Origin of the sequence: Venatoribacter cucullus, from assembly GCF_016132445.1 — a bacterium.
Lineage (GTDB): Bacteria > Pseudomonadota > Gammaproteobacteria > Pseudomonadales > Oceanobacteraceae > Venatoribacter > Venatoribacter cucullus.
In genome coordinates this window covers 2,542,501-2,560,924 of record NZ_CP046056.1, presented here as the reverse complement: position 1 = coordinate 2,560,924, position 18,424 = coordinate 2,542,501, and the positions used below count along the sequence as shown (strand labels likewise).

Genomic DNA, 18,424 nt, shown 5'->3' with positions numbered 1-18,424 from the left:
AGGACCTCACTCAAAATTTCAGACAAGATTAATTCAGGGGACGTTTCGGGTGCTTCAGATGCCGCCGTCTACGCCTCCAGCCACAATTTCCACAGTCGGGTCACATCATTGCGCCGCGCATCAAAGCCAAGTCTGGTCAGGGTTTCTGCATCCAGCAGCAGATCTTGTTTCTGTAATGCACGCCGGTGAGTTTCGGCACGGTAGGACAGGTAGGTTTCCTGCAGGGTCTGACGATCTTGTGGATCCATCAGGCCCGCTGCCTCGAACGCATCCAGCAACCTCATGTTGTCGGTAACGTCGAGCAGCTCTGGATAGTGGTGTGACCAGGCCAGAACGCCGTATTGAACCAGAAACTCGATATCAACAATACCCCCGGCATCCTGCTTAAGGTGAAAATGTTGACCGCTTGCATCTTTGGAGCCGAGATTATCCACCATTTTCTGCCGCATCGCCCGCACTTCTTCGCGCAGCGAGGGCAGCTCGCGCGGGCGGCTTAAGGTGGCGCGGCGGATCTGTTCAAATTGCTCCGCGGCATTGGCGCTGCCGCACAGTACCCGGGCCCGCACCAGCGCCTGATGTTCCCAGGTCCAGGCGTGTTGCTGCTGGTATTCGCCGAAGGATTTGACGCTGGCGACGATCATGCCGGAGTTGCCGGACGGGCGCAGGCGCATATCCACATCGTATAAATCACCGGCGCGGGTCTGGGTGGTGAGAATGTGGATCATGCGCTGGCCCATGCGGGTGTAGAACACGCCGTTTTCCTGGCTGCGCTCGCCGGTGGTGCTGCCCATGCTGTAGCTGTTGTGCAGCAGCACCAGATCAAGGTCAGAGCTGTAGCTGAGTTCCAGTCCGCCGACTTTGCCGTAGCCAATCACCACCATTTCCGGGCCGGTAACGGGGTCGCCCTGCTCATCGGTGGGATAGCCGTATTTGGCTACCATCTGAGACCAGGACAGGTTCAGCACGGTTTCCAGCGTTACTTCGGCCAGCCAGGTGAGGTAATCGCTTACTTTCATTAACGGCAGCGCGTCCATTACCTCGCAGGCGGCGGCGCGCAGTTTGTGCGCGCGCACATACTGGCGCAGCTGTTCCATCTGCTGTTCCAGATCTTCCTCATCAATGCGCAGCAGGCGCAGATGCAGTTCTTCCGCCAGCTCCTGCCGAGTGGGCAGGTGGTAGAGGCTGCTGGTGTTCAGCAGTTCGTCCAGCAGCAGTGGGGTCTGGGCAATATAGGCGGCCACCCAGCTGGAGGCACCGCAGAGTTTCAGTAATTGGGTAAGTGCCTGCGGGTTTTCTTTCAGCAGCACCAGATAGGCGGTACGGCGCACCACGGCTTCCAGCAGCGGCATCACCCGTTGCAAGGTGACCACCGGTTGCGGTTGTTGCCAAAGTTCGCGCAGCAGCAGGGGCATTAAGGCATCCAGCCGTTCGCGGCCGATTTGCTGCATACCCAGTACCGCGCGGGATTCGCGAAACTGATGCAGTTGTTCCTGTACGTCCGTAAAGCCATCGCAGGGGCAAGGATGTTGCTGCAAAAAAGCCTGCTGTTCCTGCTCGTCCAGATCATCCAGCCACATATCCGCCCATTGCAGCAGTTCGTCGCTGTTGTGCTGGTCGTCTTCGTCGCTGGCAACGATCTGGGCAAAATGGTGGCGTACCCGCGCGCGGTGCTGTTCCAGTTGCTGCAGGTACTGTGGCCAGTCTTCGCAGCCCATGGCCAGCGCTACCCGCGCCTGGGCGCTAGCCTCTTCCGGCAGCAGCTGGGTTTGTTCGTCGTTTAAGGCCTGCAGGGCATGTTCGCTGTCGCGCAGGAATAAATAGGCGTCACGCAGTTCGGTGCAGGCCGCGGCCGGCAGGTAACCTTCCGCCGCCAGTATTTCCAGCACTTTGATAATTTCGCGGGTTTGCAGACTTTTATCCTGGCCGCCGCGAATCAGCTGGAAGGCCTGCACAATAAATTCCACTTCGCGGATGCCGCCGGAGCCGAGTTTGACGTTATTTTCCAGCCCGCGCCGGCGCACTTCGGCGTTGATCATGGCTTTCATGGAACGCAGTGAATCGAAGGCGCTGTAGTCGACGTACACGCGATAGGTAAAGGGGCGCAGAATATTCAGTAATTCGCGCGCGGCCGGCTGGTGTTCGCCGTTCATTACCCTCGCCTTCACCATGGCGTAGCGTTCCCAGTCGCGGCCCTGGTCCTGGTAATACTCTTCCAGCGAACGGAAATTCATTACCAGCGGGCCGCTCTGGCCGTAGGGGCGCAGGCGCATATCGGTGCGGAATACAAAACCATCGGCGGTGGGTTTATCCAGCGCCTGAATGAGTTTTTGCCCGAGCTTAACGAAAAATTCCTGATTGCTGATGACCTTGGGGCCGCTGGTATCGCCACTTTCCGGGTAGGTGAAAATAAGGTCGATATCAGAGCTTAAATTCAGTTCATAGGCGCCCAGTTTGCCCATGCCCAGCACCAGCATGCTTTGTTCGGCACCGCTCTGGCGGCCCATGGGGCGGCCATGACGTGCGGCCAGAATGTCGGTTAAAAAATCCAGCGAGCGCACCACACATTCATCGGCCAGGTCGGACAGCGCGCGGGTGGTTTCGAGAGTAGGCGCCAGCCGTAACAGGTCGCGCCAGATAATCTGTACCATGGCGCGGCGGCGCAGTTTGCGCAGGGCTTTACTCCAGTCGTCTTCGCTGCTGGCGCCGGCACTCAGTTCATCCAGCCAACGGGCAATGGTGGGACGGGTAAGGGGTTGCAGAAAACGGTTTTCCAGCAGGGCGCTGGTAAACCAGGCGGCTTCACGGGGCAGGGCATCGGCCACATAGCGGCTGATGGTCAGTACCCGCTGCGCCTGTTGCTGTTGTTGTTCCGGCAGTTGTGCCCATAATCCCGGCCAGTCCAGCCCGTGGTGTACGCCGTGGTCGGTCAGTTGGGTCTGAATCTGCTGCCAGTGGGCAGCGAGGCTGGCGGGCAACATAGGGCCGGGCTCCGGTGCGGAAAAGAAGGGCTAATTTAGCACGCCGGTGGGGTTCAGGGCTTCCCGTCCGGCGAGCGCTGTTGGTATTACAGCGCCAGAACAATAAAGCCGAAGAACGCCAGCACTGCACCGATTAATGCGTAGGGCAGCTGGGTAACCGCATGGCTGACCAGATCACAGCCGGAACCCTGCGCCGCCAGAATGGTGGAGTCACTGTAAAAACAGGCCTGGCTACCGAACGAGCTGGCCGACAGCAGCGCACCGATTACCAGCGGAATGTCGGCTTCTACCGCTACCGCCAGTGGCATCACGATAGGAATAGACACCGCAAAAATGCCCCAGCTGGAACCGGTGGTAAAGGCCAGCACCGCCATGGCGACGAACACCAGTGCCGGCAGCATTTGCGGGGTCATGTAGGGGGCCATGTTGTCGATAACGTAACGTGGCAGACCGAGCTGGTCGGAAATATCTTTGAATACAAAGGCCGCAATCACCGTGCAGATGGCCGGCAGCATGGTTTTAAAACCGTGCATCATGGTTTCCATCATTTCGGTGAAGGGCATCAGGCGCTGCACCATATACATCGGAATGGTCACAATAAAGGTCAGAATCAGGGCCGGCCAGATATCGGCATCAAACCAGATGGTAAAACCAATCAGCATCAGCATCGGCAGCAGGAAGTTATGCAGACGGCCGGTTTTTTTATTGGCGGCGTCGAACTCTTCTTCAAAGGCTTCCACGGCAAAGTCATCGCTGGTGGCCGGGGTATCGGCAGCGGTGGCCGCCGGTAAGGCATCGCGCAGAACACCACCCTGCTGGGCCGCCAGTTCGGCTTTTTTCATCGGGCCCAGCAACGGAATAATGCCGAAAATAACCAGCGGCACGATAATCAGCGCCAGCCAGGCGTAGAGCATATAAGGAATGGCCGACATATAGGTTTTAATGCCATTGGGGTCGGTTTCCGGCGCAATACCATTGGCCACCAGTAAGCCACCGAAGAAAATCGCCCAGGTCGAAATAGGCACCAGTACGCACATTGGGGCGGCGGTGGAATCCACCACATAGGCCAGCATTTCCCGCGATACTTTGAATTTATCGGTAATGCGTTTCATGGTTTCACCCACGGCCAGCGCATTCAGGTAGTCGTCGATAAAAATCAGCAGACCGAGGAAGTAGGTCATTAATAACGAAGGCTTGCGGCCGCTGGCGTATTGCTGGGCGATGCGGCCAAAGGCAAAGGCACCACCGGTGTGCACCAGCAGGGCAATCAGGGCACCAAAGCCACCACAGACCAGAATCAGCCAGCCGATGGTTTCGTCCTGCATTACCCGCAACGAGGTATCGCCCAGGTTGAATAAGGAATCCAGCGGTGAACCACCCAACAGCAGCAGACCAGCGGCCGACCCCAGCACCAGTGCCAGAATCGGACGTTTCAGCCACACGGCAAACAACAACACCAATACCGGCGGAATAAGACTGAGGGCAGTGGGCTCAACGGCGGCGGCTTCTGCCACCGCGGCAACAGGTTCGGCGAGGCTTTCAACCAGGGCATCTGTTGTCATATTTGTTTGTTCTCATCGTTCTACCGGCAGGCCGGATGGTCGTTGGGGGGCAATTGCAGCGCGCAATAATGGCAATATCCGGCGAAAAATACAGACAATAGATTGGATTGTCACGATCAATGTTTTTGCGCCACAGGCGCTGGTCTGCGGGGCGTAATACGCGGGTTATCACGGTCATAACGTCGCTGTTATGATGCCGCCCTGTTTTTTATTGTTCCGGAGTCACTGTGCCACGCCGTCAACCTGTATCACGGAAACCTGCCCGCTCTGCGGCCACCCGCTGGCCGCGCTGGCTGGTGTGGCTGCTGCGCCTTGCCCTGCTGGGGCTGGTATTGCTGAGTGTCTGGCTGGTATGGCTGGATGCCCAGGTGCGGGCGCGCTTCGATGGCAATAAATGGACCTTGCCGGCCAAGGTGTACGCGCGCCCCCTAACCCTGTACCCCGGGCGCTTGTTAAGCCCGGAACAGCTCAGTGCCGAACTGCAGTGGGCCGATTACCGGGCGGTGAGCGATACCGGGCGGGCCGGCACTTATCGGCGTGAAGGGCTGGTGTTCAGCATTCATCGCCGCGCCTTTCCGTTCTGGGATGGCCCGGAGCCGGCGCGGCGGTTAGCGGTGCGCTTGCAGGATAACCGGGTGGCGGAGATCCGTGAAAATGGAGAGTCGCTGCCCATTGTGCGGCTGGAACCACAATACATTGGCGGGATTTTTCCGGCGCATAACGAAGACCGTCAGCTGGTGCGGCTGGAGGATGTGCCGCCGGCTTTGGTCGCGGCGCTGATCGTCACCGAAGACAAAGCTTTTTTTGACCACTTTGGTATTTCGTTGCGCGGTATTGCCCGCGCGCTGGTGGCCAACCTGCAGGCCGGCGGTGTGGTGCAGGGCGGCTCCACCCTGACCCAGCAGCTGGTAAAAAACTTCTTCCTCAGCAGTGACCGCACTCTTATCCGCAAAGGTCAGGAAGCCTTAATGGCCTTGCTGCTGGAGCTGCACTACAGCAAAGAAGAGATTCTGCAGGCCTATTTAAATGAAGTGTATCTGGGCCAGGCCGGCCGCCGGGCCATTCATGGCTTCGGGCTGGCGTCGCGCTTTTATTTCGGTAAACCGCTGAACGAACTCGACCATGCCGAAATCGCCACCCTGGTGGGGCTGGTGAAAGGGGCTTCTTATTACAACCCGCGCCGCAATCCGCAACGCTCCAAAGAGCGCCGTGATCTGGTGCTGGCGTTAATGGAAAACCAGCAGATTATCACCAGCGCCGAGCGCATCCGTGCTCAGGCGCAGCCGTTGCAGACGGCCGATGCCAACCGCGCTGGCCAGCGTGAGTATCCGGCCTTTCTGGAGCTGGCGCGGGGGCAATTACAACGCGACTACCGGCTGGAAGATCTGCAGAGCGAAGGCCTGCATATTTTCACCACCCTCGATCCCTGGGCCCAGCATGCGGTGGAAGGCGCGGCCGCTGCCCATTTGCAACGGCTGGAGCAACGCCATCCGCAACAACGCGGCCAGTTGCAGACCGCGGCTGTTATTACCAGTGTCGATGGCGGCGAAGTGCGGGCGTTACTGGGTGGCCGCGAGGCTGAATTTTTTGGCTTCAACCGGGCCCTGAATGCCCGGCGGGCGATTGGTTCGCTGTCTAAGCCCGTGGTGTTTCTGGCGGCACTGGACAGTGGCCGCTGGCACTGGGGCACGCTGATTGAAGACAAAGAAGTGACGGTATCCGGGCCCGGTGGTCAGCTGTGGCAGCCGCAAAACTATAACCGCCGCTCTTACGGGCCGGTGCCGCTGGTGGATTCGCTGGCGCTGTCGCTGAACCAGTCCACCGCCCGGCTGGGGATGAATGTGGGGTTGAGCAAAGTAGCCGATACCTTCCGCCGGTTGGGGCTGGAAGACGAGGTACCGCCTTATCCGTCGATGTTGCTGGGTGCCATTCCGATGTCGCCGCTGCAGGTGGCGGGTTTGTACCAGGGCATCGCCTCGCAGGGGTTTGTGATGCCGTTGCGCAGTATTGAAGCGGTTACCGATCTGCAGGGGCAGACGCTGTCGTCCTACGGTTTGCGCGGTGAGCAACGCTTTGATGCCAGCCTGATGCGCTGGCTGCGCTGGGGGCTGGAGCAGGTGGCTGAGCGCGGCACCGCCAAAGCGCTGGCGCCGGCGTTGTCCTTGCCGCTGGCGGCCAAAACCGGCACCAGTAATGACCAGCGCGACGCCTGGTTTGCCGGTTTCGATAACCAGCATGTGGGGGTGGTGTGGGTAGGGCGTGATGATAACGAGCCGATGCCCTTTGCCGGCAGCGGCGCGGCACTGCCGGTGTGGCGGGATGCTTTTGTGAAAATGGGCAGTGAACCCTTGCCAGCTATCCCCTGGTCGTGGATAACGGTGGATAATCTTGGCCGCGTGCAGGGCGAAGGTTGTGGGGGAGCGCGTTACCCCATGCCCGCCAGTCGCATGCCGGCCGGGGTAACGCCCTGCGTCAGCGCACCTGCTGCTGACCATCCGATAAAGGAAAAACGTTCATGGTTCGATTGGTTGTTCTGAGCCTGTTACTGGCCCTGGCCGGTTGCGCGCCTTCGCCCCTGCGGCAACTGGAAGAGCCGGCTGGTGCCGACGATTTGCCCGACTGGCAGGCGGGCACCTTAACCGCACTGGACGAAGGCCAGCATCATCCGGCGGTGGCCAGTTTATTGCGGCAGGCCGAGCAGGCCCGGCAACAACGGCGCTGGGACCGGGTGCATACGTACCTGGATCAGGCGCGCCAGATTCAGCCGCGTAATCCGGCCATTTTTTATCGTCAGGCCTGGGTGCGACTGCAGCAGAATGAACCGCAACAGGCCGAGCACTTATTGCGCCGGGCGCTGGTGTTTGCCGGTGAAGATGCAGCGTTAAAGCGGCGCCTGTATGCCCTGCTGGCGGAAGCGCTGGACGCTCAGGGGCGACCGGCAGAAGCCGATGCCGCCCGTCAGCAATCCTATTAATCTGTCCTGTTAAACGCCGCTGTTTAACCGCTAGCCGCTGACGCGGAACTGTTTCAGCAGGCTGCGTAAGTCTTTGGCCATGGCCGACAAACGCCCGGAATCGGTGGCCGCCGCGGCACTCTGGCCGGAGGTTTGTTCGCTGATGTCGCGGATCACCGCCAGATTACCGGTTACCTCCGCAATCGCACGGCCCTGCTCGTCCATGGCGCGGGCAATCTGATGGCTCATGGCATAAATCTCAGCCATGGCGGCCGCCATTTGTTGAAGGTCTTCGGTGCTGCTGTGAATTTGCTGCACGCTTTTTTCCGCGCCCTCACGGCTGGCGGTCATGGCGTTCACCGCTTCGGTGGAGCCTTTCTGTAAGCGTTCAATCATGCGCTGAATTTCTTCAGTGCTGTTTTGCGTACGCGATGCCAATGTGCGGACTTCATCCGCCACCACAGCAAACCCCCGGCCCTGATCACCGGCACGGGCGGCTTCAATGGCGGCGTTCAGCGCCAGCAGGTTGGTTTGCTCGGCAATACCACGGATCACGGCCAATACCGTGCCGATGTTATTGCTCTCGGCATGCAGGTTATGAATAACCTCGCTGGCGCGCTGAATATCGCCCGCCAGTTGCTGAATATCGCGACTGCTGTGCGCCATGCTGTCACCGCTGCGGCGGCTTAGGGTTTCGGCGGTTTCAGTATGCTGAGCGGCTTCATTAACGTGCTGCTGCATGGTTTGCATGCCGGCATTCATTTCTTCCGTGGCAGTGGCAATCATATCGGTTTCATGAAATTGCCGTTGTGCGCCATCGTTCATGGCCTGAGTGGAGGTACGGAAGGTGTCGCTCAGTTCCTGCAGGCGTGCCGACATCTGGTTGGCTTCGCGCACCAGTTGTTCCATTAAGGCGAAAAAATCATTGAACGAGCGGGTGAAGCGGCCTTCCGGGTTGTTAATGCGGAACGTCAGATCCACTTCGCCTTCACGGGAAATGTGCTGGCCGATTTCTGCCAGTTCCATGTTTTGCTGAAACTCCTGCCAGCTTTTACGCGCCAGATACACCAGGGCGGCAGCTTCCACCACCACAAACACGGCGTGCAGCAACACAATGTCGATGCCGGTGCGCGACTCAAACACCCACACATTGCTGCCCTGTTCCTGCAGATAATTAAACAGCAGGTGGTGCACCGCAATAACGCCGGCAGCGACCAGAATGGGCAGCGAATCGCGGTAATAGAGCAGCAGTGCCAGCAGGGCAAAAATACCGAAGTGCATTTCCAGCAGGCCGTGCGCCTGATGGATGTGCAGGCCGGTTAAAATCATCAGCGCAGCAGCATAAGCGATGCGTGATAGTCGGCTGCCGGGGGATAGCTTACTGACCAGATATGGAACTAACACGGCGGGCAGACCGATAACCAAGGCCACGGTCCAGGTGTTGTACCAGTTGGCTAATAATAATGACACGCCAAACAGGGCGCTGGTAACGCCCAGAAAAAAACGGTCGGCTTGTTGATAAAATTCATCGCGCAGTGTGCTCATACCCGTAACAACCTCTTAAACCTGCTGACGTTATCGGCAGCCGTTTAATTTTAGTTAACGGGTTGTTTGCTGTCGTTGCGCCGGATTGATAAATATCAGTAAAAGCGCTGTTGTGAGAATAATCAGCGGGCTCAGCCAGGCGGGTTGCAGCCAGACGCCAGCCACCAGAATCAGCCAGCCAGTGCTGCAGAGCAACGCGGAATAAATAACACGACGATTAATCATCAGCGGCAGCAGGGTAATCAGCAGACCCGCCAGAATTTCCAGCTGCAGACAGGCTGCCAGCACATCGTTGCGCCGGCACAATTCAAACACCACGCACCAGCCCAGTAACACCCGTCCCCAGATCATCCGCGACCAGTCATAGCCAAACGCGGTGGCGGCCGCCACCGATAACAGCAGCGGCAGCGCGGCATAGAGGCTGAGTTGTTGCAGTAATAACTGGCTGGTGGTCAGTTCGCTGGCCGGCCAGGGAGCCAGCAGGGCGTACAGCGCTGTGATCAGCGCCGCGGCAAAGCGAGCCGCGGCAGCGCCTGGCCAGTGCGCGGCCGGGCGGTTAAGCCACAGCAATAACGCACTGGCGCTCAGCAGTAATACAGAACCGAGCCAGATCATTTCAGTGTCGCCATTACCCGGTCGGCGGCGGCGATGGTTTCCAGAATGTCCTGTTCGCTGTGGGCGATGGACATAAAGCCGGCTTCAAACGCTGACGGTGCCAGATACACACCTTCTTTCAGCATGCCGTGGAAAAACTGATTGAAACGCTGGGTGTCGCAGTGGTCAGCCACATCGCGGTAGGTGGTCACTTTTTGCAGTTCGGTGAAGAAAATACCGAACATGGAACCGGCGCTGTTGTGGGTAAAGGGAATACCGTGCGCATCGGCCGCCGCCTGCAGACCGTTCAGCAATAATTGCACGCGGGCGTTCAGCTGGTCGTAGAAACCGGGCTTCTGAATGGCTTTCAGCATCGCCAGACCGGCGGCCATGGCCAGCGGGTTGCCGGACAAGGTCCCGGCCTGATACACCGGGCCCAGCGGCGCCAGATATTCCATAATTTCGCGCTTACCACCAAAGGCACCGACTGGAAGACCGCCGCCGATGACTTTGCCCAGGCAGGTCATGTCCGGCACGATGCCGTAATATTCCTGCGCGCCACCCAGGGCGGCGCGGAAACCACTCATTACTTCATCAAAAATCAGCACGATGCCATGCACGGTGCACAGCTCCCGCAGGCCCTGCAGGAAGGATTTATTTGGCGGAATGCAGTTCATGTTGCCGGCCACCGGCTCAATGATCACGCAGGCAATTTCATCGCCCATTTGCGCGAAGCATTCTTTGACGCTGTCGAGGTTGTTGTAGTCCAGGGTAATGGTGTTGGCGGCCACGGCAGCCGGTACGCCCGGCGAGGTCGGCACACCTAAGGTCAGCATGCCGGAGCCGGCTTTTACCAGCAGGGAGTCGGCGTGGCCGTGGTAGCAGCCTTCGAATTTCACCAGTTTGTCACGGCCGGTAAAACCCCGCGCCAGACGGATGGCACTCATGGTGGCTTCGGTGCCGGAGTTCACCATGCGCACCATGTCCATGGACGGAATTAATTTGCACACTTCTTCCGCCATTTCGATTTCGATATGGGTCGGTGCGCCGAAGCTCAGGCCTTTGTCCATGCGTGCTTTTACGGCATCAAGGATTTCATCGGCACTGTGGCCCAGAATCATTGGCCCCCAGCTGCCGACGTAATCAATGTAGCGGTTGCCGTCGGCATCAAATACGTAAGCGCCCTTGGCGTGGTCGAAGAAAATCGGGGTGCCGCCCACACCTTTAAAGGCACGGACCGGCGAGTTCACGCCACCGGGAATGTGTTTCTGAGCGGCGGCAAATAAAGCTTCGGATTGGGTAATGGAATAGGTCATACAATTCTCTTTTTCTTACGCATTAAAAGGGTTTGACGATGGCCAGAATAACAATGGCGATCAGCAGAAAAACGGGGACTTCATTAAACCAGCGATAAAAAACATGGCTGCGCTGGTTGTTGTCGTCGCGGAACACTTTTAATAAGTGGCCGCAATAAAAGTGGTAAACAATCAGCAGAGTAACCAGAGTTAATTTGGCGTGCAGCCAGTGGCTTTCGATCAGGTAGTACTGCGGGTTAAAACTGATCAGCCAGCTGCCCAATGCCACCACCACTACCATCGAAGGAGTCATAATGCCGCGGTAGAGTTTGCGCTCCATAATTTTAAAGCGCTCGCGTGATACCTGGTCATCAGCACTGGCGTGGTATACAAACAGGCGCGGCAGGTAAAAAATAGCGGCAAACCAGGTAACCACGGCAATAATGTGAAAAGCTTTGACGTACAGGAAGGTCATCAGCGGCCTCGCGGTTGGTATTGATAAAAGTGGTCAATGTGCGTACGCGATACCAGTCCGGCGCAGCGGGTCAGTTCGTTATCACGGTAAACGGCCAGCCATTGTAGGTCATGCTGCTGCATCAGGTCTAAGGCATCCTGCAGGTTGGCTTTCAGAGAAATACGCGCCACCGGTTCCCGGTCGGCAGGAATTTTCAGCAGGTTAATACGGTCACTGTTGTTGTCGGCCTCCTGCTGTTGCAGGGCTTCGGCCAGTGCCGACGGTGGCATGATCAGATTTTCCTGTTCCAGCAGTAACCAGTCCGGCTCCCGTTGCAGCATAAAGCCGGCCGCTTCGGTGGTGATCTCCACCGGCGTGCTGACAAAAGATTGCTGCATTACTTCTGCCACCCAGGTATTGCGCAGCATCTGCTGTACCGGCTGTGGCAACTGGTAATTGTGGCCGCCACCCAGTTGCGCCTCAAATACTGACGGCAGGCGGAAGCCTTCACTCACCACTAAGCCGGCAACCACGATCACCAGCATGCCCGGCATAATAATGTTGGGGTTGGCGGTTAACTCCAGCAGCGCCACCAGAGCCGCCAGCGGTGCGCGCAGGGTGGCGCCCATTAATGCGCCCATGCCGAGCATGGCGTAAAAACCGACCGACAGCGGCAGACTACTGAACAAATTGGCCAGCAGCTGGCCGAATAAACCGCCCAGCGCGGCGCCGATAAATAATGTGGGGCCGATCAGCCCGACCGGAAAACCGACGGCGGCAGCCCAGGCCCCGAGAAATAATTTCGCCAGTAATAAGCCGGCCAGCATGCCGATAACGACTTTGCCGGCCAGCGCATCGTTTACGGTGTCGTAACCAATGCCCAGCACTTCGGGTAAATACAGGCTGAGCAGCACCGTGGTCAGGGTTAAGCCGCCCCATTTAACGACCAGCGGCAAGCTGTTCAGCCGTTGCAGTTGTGTCATCAGCCGGATAAAGCCGGCCGCCACGACACCCGCTAATAAACCCAGCAGCAGAATAAAGGGCACTTCCAGCAGTGAATGCATATCCAGCGCCGGCACATCAAAGGCGGTGGCGCTGCCAAACACGACGCGGCTGACAATGGCACCAGCCACCGACGCCAGAATAATGGGGATAAAACCCCGGATGCTGTATTCCAGCAGCACCACTTCCATGGCAAAAATCACCCCGGCCATGGGCGTATTAAAAGAAGCCGAAATGGCACTGGCGACCCCGGCTCCGGCCAGAATGCGCAGGCGGTGATGGGCCAGCCCGGCGGCCTGGCCCAGTTGGCTGGCGGTACCGGCCCCCAGGTGAATGGCCGGCCCTTCACGGCCGCCGCTGTGGCCACTGACAATGGCAATCACGGCGGCCAGCCATTGCAGCAGCATATTGCTGCGTGGCATATAGCCCTGATGCAGCTCCATACGTTGTAGCACATGGGTAACGCCTACGCTGCGTTGCGCCGGTGGCAGGCGTTGGAAAATAACGATCAGCAGGACGCCGCCGCTCAGCAATAAGGCAACGCGTGTCCATTGGCTCAGTTGTTCGAGGTGTTCAGGATTATCCAGCCCAAAGCTGTAAATCAGGGGCCACTCGATGGCCAGCCGGAACAGGGTAATCACCAGGGCACTGGCCAGCCCGGCCAATAATGCCAGCAACGCCAGGCCAATCTGGTTGTCCGACAGAGCGATCAGGTTTTGCCAGTGCTGTTGCAGCTTCACGGGTGATTTTTTCCTTAGCGGGTGCAAAACGGATTGCTATGGTGTCATCGGAGTGCGCGAATCAGTATTATACCCATCTGAATTTTTTTAACCGCTGCGGCGGCCAGACATCAGTGAGGAACAGGGCGTGATTAAAGTCGGTATCGTTGGTGGCACCGGATATACCGGGGTCGAATTGCTCAGAATTCTGGTCAATCATCCGGACGTGGAGCTGAAAGTGATCACCTCGCGCAGCGAAGAAGGCGTGCGCGTTGCCGATATGTTCCCCAACCTGCGCGGCCATACCGATCTGCAATTCAGCGTGCCGGATGTGCAGAAGCTGGGCGAATGCGATGTGGTGTTCTTTGCCACCCCGCACGGTGTTGCCCATGCCATGGCGGAAGAAATCCTGAATACCGGCGCCCGGGTTATCGACTTGTCTGCCGACTTCCGCTTGCAGGACGCCGATGAATGGGCGCAGTGGTACGGTCAGCCACACGGCGCGCCGGGTATTCTGCCGCAGGCCGTGTATGGTTTGCCGGAAGTGAACCGTGAACAGATCAAACAGGCCCGCTTAATTGCGGTGCCGGGTTGCTACCCGACCTCGGTGCAGCTGGGCTTGCTGCCGCTGCTGGAAAACAATCTGCTCGGTGAGCAGATGCTGATTGCCGACTGTAAGTCCGGCGTATCCGGTGCCGGCCGTGGTGCCAGTGTTGGTTCGCTGCTGTGTGAAGCCAGTGAATCGATGATGGCCTATGCCGTAAAAGGCCACCGGCATTTGCCGGAAATCCGTCAGGGCCTGAAGCGCGCGGCTGGTAAAGAAGTGCAGCTGACCTTTGTGCCGCATTTAACGCCGATGATCCGGGGCATTCACTCGACCTTGTACGCCAGCGCTTCGGGCCTGACCCAGGAAAAACTGCAGGCATTGTACGAGCAGCGTTATGCCAACGAACCTTTCGTGGATGTGATGCCGGCCGGCAGCCATCCGGCCACCCGCAGTGTGAAGGGCAGCAACGTCTGCCGTATCGCCGTGCATTATCATGCCGCGACTGGCCAAATTATTGTGCTGTCAGTGATTGATAACCTGGTCAAAGGGGCTTCCGGTCAGGCGGTGCAGAATATGAACATTATGTTTGGTCTGGCTGAAAATGCCGGTCTGCAACAGGTAGCTTTGCTACCCTGATTCACTGAATGACAACAACAGAGGAGAGTAACAGCTTATGGCGGTGGTAAAAGGAAGCCAACAGGAACGGCTGGTGATACGCCAGTATCAGCCCTGGGAACGATTTCGCCGCGCTGTTTATTTCTTGCTGCTGATTGCTTTGGTGGGTGTTGGTGGCTATTACGGCGGTTTGTACGACAGCATGAGCCGGATTCAGCAGCTGACGCTGGAGCGTGACTCTCTGAGTTCCGAACTGCAGGCGGCCGAACGCAGCATTGCCAGCTTCACCCAGCGCGTTAATGTGCTGGAAAAAGGTGGCGAGGTTGATCGCAAAGCCACCGAAGGTATCCGGCAGACGGTCAAGGAACTGAAAGCGCAGATTTCCACACTGGAGGAAGAGGTTTCCTTCTATAAAGGAATCATGGCGCCCAGCAGCAATGATCGCGGCCTGCGGGTCAGTAAAATTGATATTGCCGCGCTGGAAAATGTCGGTAGTTTCCGTTATTCCATCATGCTTACGCAGGTGGCGGATAACAGCTCGTATATTTCCGGGCTGGCGGCGGTGAATTTTGTCGGTTTGCGCAATGGTGAGCGGGTGATTCTGCCGCTGCGTGATCTGGACAGTTCAGTGACCGATCTGGGTGTAAAATTCCGTTTCCGTTATTTCCAGGAAATTTCCGGAGAACTGCAACTGCCGGAACAATTTGTACCGGAACAAGTGCAGGTTGTCTTGCAGTCAACGGGCGGCAAGGCACAGCGTGTCGAACAAACCATCGATTGGCCCCAGTAAGGAGAGGCTTCATGTTCAGCAGTAAAGATAAGGGTGCGAATACCCATTACGACACACTGATTTCAGTAAAAACTGAAATTGTCGGCGATGTGAAGTTCACCGGTGGCCTGCATGTGGATGGTGTCATTAAAGGGAATCTGGTCGCAGAACCCGGCAGTGGTGCGGTGGTGCGCATCAGTGATAAAGGCCGTGTTGAGGGCCAGATTACGGCACCGAACGTGATTATTAATGGTCGCGTGATTGGCGACGTACATGCCAGTGAATACATTGAGCTGGCGAAAAAAGCCCAGGTCAGTGGTGATGTTTACTACCTGGCCATGGAAATGGTGCTGGGTGCGGAGGTTAACGGCAAACTGCATCATCAGGCCAAAGGCGATTCCCGGAAAAAGCCGGAGTCTGACGTTGCCGCTGAGGCTAAAGTTGACTGAAACAGTCGGATAAACAGATAATCGCCGCAGGTTTACTAAATCCGGAATCCGTATGAGTGCAGTACAACAAGCCAGCCCGATCGAATTATCGGCGGCGGCTGAAACAAAAATCCGTGAGCTGTTGCAGGAAGAGGCTGATGACGAGCTGTGTTTGCGCGTCTTTGTCACCGGTGGCGGCTGCTCCGGGTTTCAGTACGGTTTTACCTTCGATGATGAGCGTGCCGAAGACGATACGCTGATTGAGCTCGATGGCGTGCGGGTGCTGGTCGATGTGCTGAGTTATGGCTATCTGGTCGGCTCGGTACTGGACTATAAAGAAGGGCTGGAAGGTTCTCGTTTTGTGGTTACCAACCCGGCCGCCAGTTCAACCTGTGGTTGTGGTTCGTCCTTTTCTATCTGATCCCGCGGATCTGTCCGGTCGTCAGGCCGGATAAATTCCCCCCAGAATTCTCTCTCCGCTGGCGCCGGTAACATCCGGAGCATTGCCACTCAGCTGGTTCAGCGTGCGTGCGGCTAACCAACCGAATGCCATCGCTTCCAGCCAGTCCGGAGCCACACCATAGTCAGCGGTGCTGCCGATGCGCAGCGCTGGCAATAACGCCTGCAGCCGTTGTAATAAATAGTGGTTGTGAATACCGCCGCCGCAGATCAGTAATTCCCCGTGCCGGTGGCCATAGTGCTGCACCGCGTTACGGATGCTCACAGCAGTCAGTTCGGTGAGCGTGGTCAGAACATCCAGCGGATTCAGTGCGGTCAGGTCACCCAGCGCATCCAGGCGGAACATTTCCCGCCCGGTGCTCTTCGGTGGCGGCTGGCGGAAGTAAGGGTGATCCAGCCATTGCAGCAGCTGATCCGGCAGAACCTGCCCCTGTGCGGCCAGCTGGCCGCCGGCATCACAACTGCGGTGGAACACTTGCTGACACCATTCGTCCAGCAGGGCGTTGCCCGGGCCGGTATCAAAACCGATCAGCCGCCCCCCCGTGGCCGGCAGAATGCTTAGGTTGGCAATGCCGCCAATGTTCAGCACCATGCTGCCCGCCGGCAGACAAGCCCGGTGAAAGGCCGGTACCAGAGGCGCGCCCTGGCCGCCGGCGGCAATGTCGCGGCGGCGAAAATCGGCCACACAAGTAATACAGGTGTGTTCGGCAATCCAGGACGGGTCGCCGATTTGCCAGCTGAAGCCTTGCGGTTGTGGTTGATGGCGCAGGGTATGGCCGTGTGAACCAATGGCTGTAATGGCACTGGCGGACAGTTGCTGTTGTTGCAGCAGTGTCTGTACGGCCCGCACGGAATGCACAGCAATCTGGCGATCAAGTTGAGCAAGATAGCGGATGTCGGCGCTGGCGCTGATGGCCGCATCGCGCAGCTGCTGGCGGAAATCATCGGTGTAAGGCAGGCACAGCGCAGCTTTTAAGGTGACGCCAGCATCGTAGTCAATTAGTGCGGCATCCATACCATCGGCGCTGGTGCCGGACATCAGGCCGATATACAGCGTCACTGACGTGCCCCGACCGGATTGGTGATGCCGTCGCCAAAACTGTCCAGCATGGTTAACAGGCTGTCACTGTGCTTGTTGAAGGCGTCTTTCTGACTGGCCGGAATGGATTGTGCTTTGGGCAGCTGAATGCGCAGCGAGTCCCGGTGCACACCATTAACCAGAAACTCGTAATGCAAATGCGGGCCGGTGGCCAGGCCGGTACTGCCTACGTAACCAATGATCTGGCCTTGTTTAACGCTACGGCCGACCCGGGTGTTGCGGTTAAAACGGCTTAAATGGGCGTAAATGGTTTTATAAGTGCTGCCGTGCTGAATAATCACGGTGTTACCGTAACCGCCTTTTTTGCCGGCATGGATAATGCGGCCATCGCCGGTGGCTTTAATCGGTGTGCCGGTCGGCGCCGCGTAGTCAGTGCCTTTATGGGCCCGGATGGTATTCAGTACCGGATGCCGACGGTTAGGGTTAAAGCGCGAACTGATGCGGGCAAAGTCGATGGGATTGCGCAGGAACTCTTTACGCATGCTTTGGCCGGCCGGGTTGTAATAGCCGGTATTGCCTTTGTCATCGGTAAAGCGGATGGCGGTGATTTCCCGGCCCTGATTATTGAAGCGGGCAATTTTGATGTTGCCGTTACTGATGCGCTCGCCATCGACAAACACTTCGTCGTAAATCAGGCTGATGCTGTCGCCCTGGCGGATATCCAGCGCAAAGTCGATATCCCAGCCAAAAATAGCCGCTACTTCAATCAGGATCTGGTCCGGAATACCGGCCTGGTTACCATCCAGAAATAAGGAGTTTTTAATCACGACGCTGGCGTGGCGGGGCAGATAATCGGCATCACGTTCTTGCAGTTCGTATACCAGTGACCCTTCCGTATTGCGGCTGAAGCTATGCCGGGCCAGTGCCGTTACTTCCAGCTGTAGCTGTTGCACGCTGTTGTTTTGGGTCCGTACCCAGTGAACTTTCTGCCCCGGCCGCAGTGTCAATGCACCCCGTGGGGCGATGGCGGCAATGTCGATAACATCGGCAGCACTGAGGTTATGGCGGTTGAACAGGGTAGAGAGGCTGTCACCGGAACGTATTTCATCGGTTTCCCAGCGCACCGGTGGCGCTTCCGGAATCAGTTCTGCCGGTTCCGGCATTTCAATAACGTAACGGGTTTCTTCCAGTCGTGCATGATCGGTGCTGGCCGGCCATAACGCGATTAAGGTCAGTACTATGGCCGCCAGAGCTAAACCAACAAGATGTGTGGCAGGGAAATACTGCAGGCGTCCCGACAAAGCCATAATCAGATGCTTGTCCTTGTTATTTTTGAAACATTTAAATGCTGTACGAGTGTAAACAAAACGCCGGCATTTTACCCCCTGAACTTGATTTTGCCCAATGATCAGGTATGTTCACCCACCTTTCTTTACAACCCGATAATCAAGAGCGAACCATGACA

General features: G+C 57.6%; 16 protein-coding genes (1 of these 16 cut by a window edge). 7 read left to right on the top strand and 9 right to left on the bottom strand.

Translation table 11 applies throughout. The features are described from left to right. Positions 1 to 68: 68 nt before the first annotated feature. Both glnE and GJQ55_RS12110 read right to left on the bottom strand, forming a co-directional pair. Complete coding sequence (gene glnE, locus GJQ55_RS12115; RefSeq protein WP_228345219.1) at positions 69 to 2,978, bottom strand: bifunctional [glutamate--ammonia ligase]-adenylyl-L-tyrosine phosphorylase/[glutamate--ammonia-ligase] adenylyltransferase; 2,910 nt, start codon at positions 2,976 to 2,978, stop codon at positions 69 to 71. 86 nt (positions 2,979 to 3,064) lie between these two features. Next, positions 3,065 to 4,540, bottom strand: coding sequence for a Na+/H+ antiporter NhaC family protein (locus GJQ55_RS12110; RefSeq protein ID WP_228345218.1), 1,476 nt, complete (start codon positions 4,538 to 4,540; stop codon positions 3,065 to 3,067). A 227-nt stretch (positions 4,541 to 4,767) separates the two neighbouring features. Here GJQ55_RS12110 and mrcB point away from each other — a divergent pair, with 227 nt between their 5' ends. Both mrcB and GJQ55_RS12100 read left to right on the top strand, forming a co-directional pair. Beyond that, positions 4,768 to 7,077: a penicillin-binding protein 1B gene (gene mrcB, locus GJQ55_RS12105; protein WP_228345217.1), complete on the top strand. Its 2,310-nt coding sequence runs from the start codon at positions 4,768 to 4,770 to the stop codon at positions 7,075 to 7,077. Then, positions 7,056 to 7,514, top strand: coding sequence for a hypothetical protein (locus tag GJQ55_RS12100; protein WP_228345216.1), 459 nt, complete (start codon positions 7,056 to 7,058; stop codon positions 7,512 to 7,514). The genes mrcB and GJQ55_RS12100 overlap by 22 nt, the downstream gene beginning before the upstream one ends. 30 nt (positions 7,515 to 7,544) lie before the next feature. Here GJQ55_RS12100 and GJQ55_RS12095 read toward each other — a convergent pair whose 3' ends face one another. Genes GJQ55_RS12095 through GJQ55_RS12075 form a run of 5 tightly spaced genes read right to left on the bottom strand, consistent with a single transcriptional unit; the run spans position 7,545 to position 13,123 of the window. Further along, positions 7,545 to 9,038 (bottom strand): methyl-accepting chemotaxis protein, encoded by a 1,494-nt coding sequence (locus tag GJQ55_RS12095; RefSeq protein WP_228345215.1) that lies wholly within the window; start codon positions 9,036 to 9,038, stop codon positions 7,545 to 7,547. Positions 9,039 to 9,092: 54 nt separating this feature from the next. Beyond that, the gene (locus GJQ55_RS12090) at positions 9,093 to 9,653 is read right to left on the bottom strand and encodes a hypothetical protein (RefSeq protein WP_228345214.1); all 561 of its coding nucleotides are present in this window, start codon (positions 9,651 to 9,653) and stop codon (positions 9,093 to 9,095) included. Continuing rightward, complete coding sequence (hemL, locus tag GJQ55_RS12085) at positions 9,650 to 10,948, bottom strand: glutamate-1-semialdehyde 2,1-aminomutase (protein WP_228345213.1); 1,299 nt, start codon at positions 10,946 to 10,948, stop codon at positions 9,650 to 9,652. The genes GJQ55_RS12090 and hemL overlap by 4 nt, the downstream gene beginning before the upstream one ends. Positions 10,949 to 10,970: 22 nt before the next feature. Then, positions 10,971 to 11,402: a protoporphyrinogen oxidase HemJ gene (gene hemJ, locus GJQ55_RS12080; protein ID WP_228345212.1), complete on the bottom strand. Its 432-nt coding sequence runs from the start codon at positions 11,400 to 11,402 to the stop codon at positions 10,971 to 10,973. Then, positions 11,402 to 13,123, bottom strand: coding sequence for a chloride channel protein (locus GJQ55_RS12075; RefSeq protein WP_228345211.1), 1,722 nt, complete (start codon positions 13,121 to 13,123; stop codon positions 11,402 to 11,404). The genes hemJ and GJQ55_RS12075 overlap by 1 nt, the downstream gene beginning before the upstream one ends. A 127-nt stretch (positions 13,124 to 13,250) precedes the next feature. On the opposite strand from GJQ55_RS12075, the gene argC reads away from it, so the two are divergent. The 4 genes from argC to erpA are packed head-to-tail and all read left to right on the top strand — an operon-like array spanning position 13,251 to position 15,882. Next, positions 13,251 to 14,285, top strand: a complete 1,035-nt coding sequence (gene argC, locus GJQ55_RS12070) for an N-acetyl-gamma-glutamyl-phosphate reductase (protein ID WP_228345210.1) — start codon at positions 13,251 to 13,253, stop codon at positions 14,283 to 14,285. A gap of 37 nt (positions 14,286 to 14,322) precedes the next feature. Then, positions 14,323 to 15,054: a DUF6776 family protein gene (locus GJQ55_RS12065; RefSeq protein WP_228345209.1), complete on the top strand. Its 732-nt coding sequence runs from the start codon at positions 14,323 to 14,325 to the stop codon at positions 15,052 to 15,054. Between the two features lie 11 nt (positions 15,055 to 15,065). Next, positions 15,066 to 15,482 carry a bactofilin family protein gene (locus tag GJQ55_RS12060; RefSeq protein WP_228345208.1) on the top strand — a complete coding sequence of 139 codons (417 nt, stop codon included), beginning with the start codon at positions 15,066 to 15,068 and terminating at the stop codon, positions 15,480 to 15,482. A gap of 52 nt (positions 15,483 to 15,534) precedes the next feature. After that, positions 15,535 to 15,882 (top strand): iron-sulfur cluster insertion protein ErpA, encoded by a 348-nt coding sequence (gene erpA / locus GJQ55_RS12055; RefSeq protein WP_228345207.1) that lies wholly within the window; start codon positions 15,535 to 15,537, stop codon positions 15,880 to 15,882. Between the two features lie 21 nt (positions 15,883 to 15,903). Here erpA and GJQ55_RS12050 read toward each other — a convergent pair whose 3' ends face one another. Both GJQ55_RS12050 and GJQ55_RS12045 read right to left on the bottom strand, forming a co-directional pair. Next, positions 15,904 to 16,980: an anhydro-N-acetylmuramic acid kinase gene (locus GJQ55_RS12050; RefSeq protein ID WP_228345206.1), complete on the bottom strand. Its 1,077-nt coding sequence runs from the start codon at positions 16,978 to 16,980 to the stop codon at positions 15,904 to 15,906. After that, positions 16,977 to 18,266 carry an OapA family protein gene (locus GJQ55_RS12045; RefSeq protein ID WP_228345205.1) on the bottom strand — a complete coding sequence of 430 codons (1,290 nt, stop codon included), beginning with the start codon at positions 18,264 to 18,266 and terminating at the stop codon, positions 16,977 to 16,979. Before GJQ55_RS12045 ends, GJQ55_RS12050 begins: the two co-directional genes overlap by 4 nt. A gap of 152 nt (positions 18,267 to 18,418) precedes the next feature. On the opposite strand from GJQ55_RS12045, the gene tyrS reads away from it, so the two are divergent. Continuing rightward, on the top strand, positions 18,419 to 18,424 hold the 5' end (the start) of the coding sequence (gene tyrS / locus GJQ55_RS12040) for a tyrosine--tRNA ligase (protein ID WP_228345204.1). It continues 1,296 nt past the right edge of the window; 6 of the gene's 1,302 nt are visible here — the first part of the coding sequence; its start codon is at positions 18,419 to 18,421; its stop codon lies beyond the right edge, outside the window.

What these genes read in the sequence shown, in the direction of transcription:
- glnE (WP_228345219.1), bottom strand. Translation starts at nt 2,978, where the DNA reads ATGTTGCCCGCCAGCCTCGCTGCCCACTGGCAGCAGATTCAGACCCAA.
- GJQ55_RS12110 (WP_228345218.1), bottom strand. Translation starts at nt 4,540, where the DNA reads ATGACAACAGATGCCCTGGTTGAAAGCCTCGCCGAACCTGTTGCCGCG.
- GJQ55_RS12100 (WP_228345216.1), top strand. Translation starts at nt 7,056, where the DNA reads ATGGTTCGATTGGTTGTTCTGAGCCTGTTACTGGCCCTGGCCGGTTGC.
- GJQ55_RS12095 (WP_228345215.1), bottom strand. Translation starts at nt 9,038, where the DNA reads ATGAGCACACTGCGCGATGAATTTTATCAACAAGCCGACCGTTTTTTT.
- GJQ55_RS12090 (WP_228345214.1), bottom strand. Translation starts at nt 9,653, where the DNA reads ATGATCTGGCTCGGTTCTGTATTACTGCTGAGCGCCAGTGCGTTATTG.
- hemL (WP_228345213.1), bottom strand. Translation starts at nt 10,948, where the DNA reads ATGACCTATTCCATTACCCAATCCGAAGCTTTATTTGCCGCCGCTCAG.
- hemJ (WP_228345212.1), bottom strand. Translation starts at nt 11,402, where the DNA reads ATGACCTTCCTGTACGTCAAAGCTTTTCACATTATTGCCGTGGTTACC.
- GJQ55_RS12065 (WP_228345209.1), top strand. Translation starts at nt 14,323, where the DNA reads ATGGCGGTGGTAAAAGGAAGCCAACAGGAACGGCTGGTGATACGCCAG.
- GJQ55_RS12060 (WP_228345208.1), top strand. Translation starts at nt 15,066, where the DNA reads ATGTTCAGCAGTAAAGATAAGGGTGCGAATACCCATTACGACACACTG.
- erpA (WP_228345207.1), top strand. Translation starts at nt 15,535, where the DNA reads ATGAGTGCAGTACAACAAGCCAGCCCGATCGAATTATCGGCGGCGGCT.
- GJQ55_RS12045 (WP_228345205.1), bottom strand. Translation starts at nt 18,266, where the DNA reads ATGGCTTTGTCGGGACGCCTGCAGTATTTCCCTGCCACACATCTTGTT.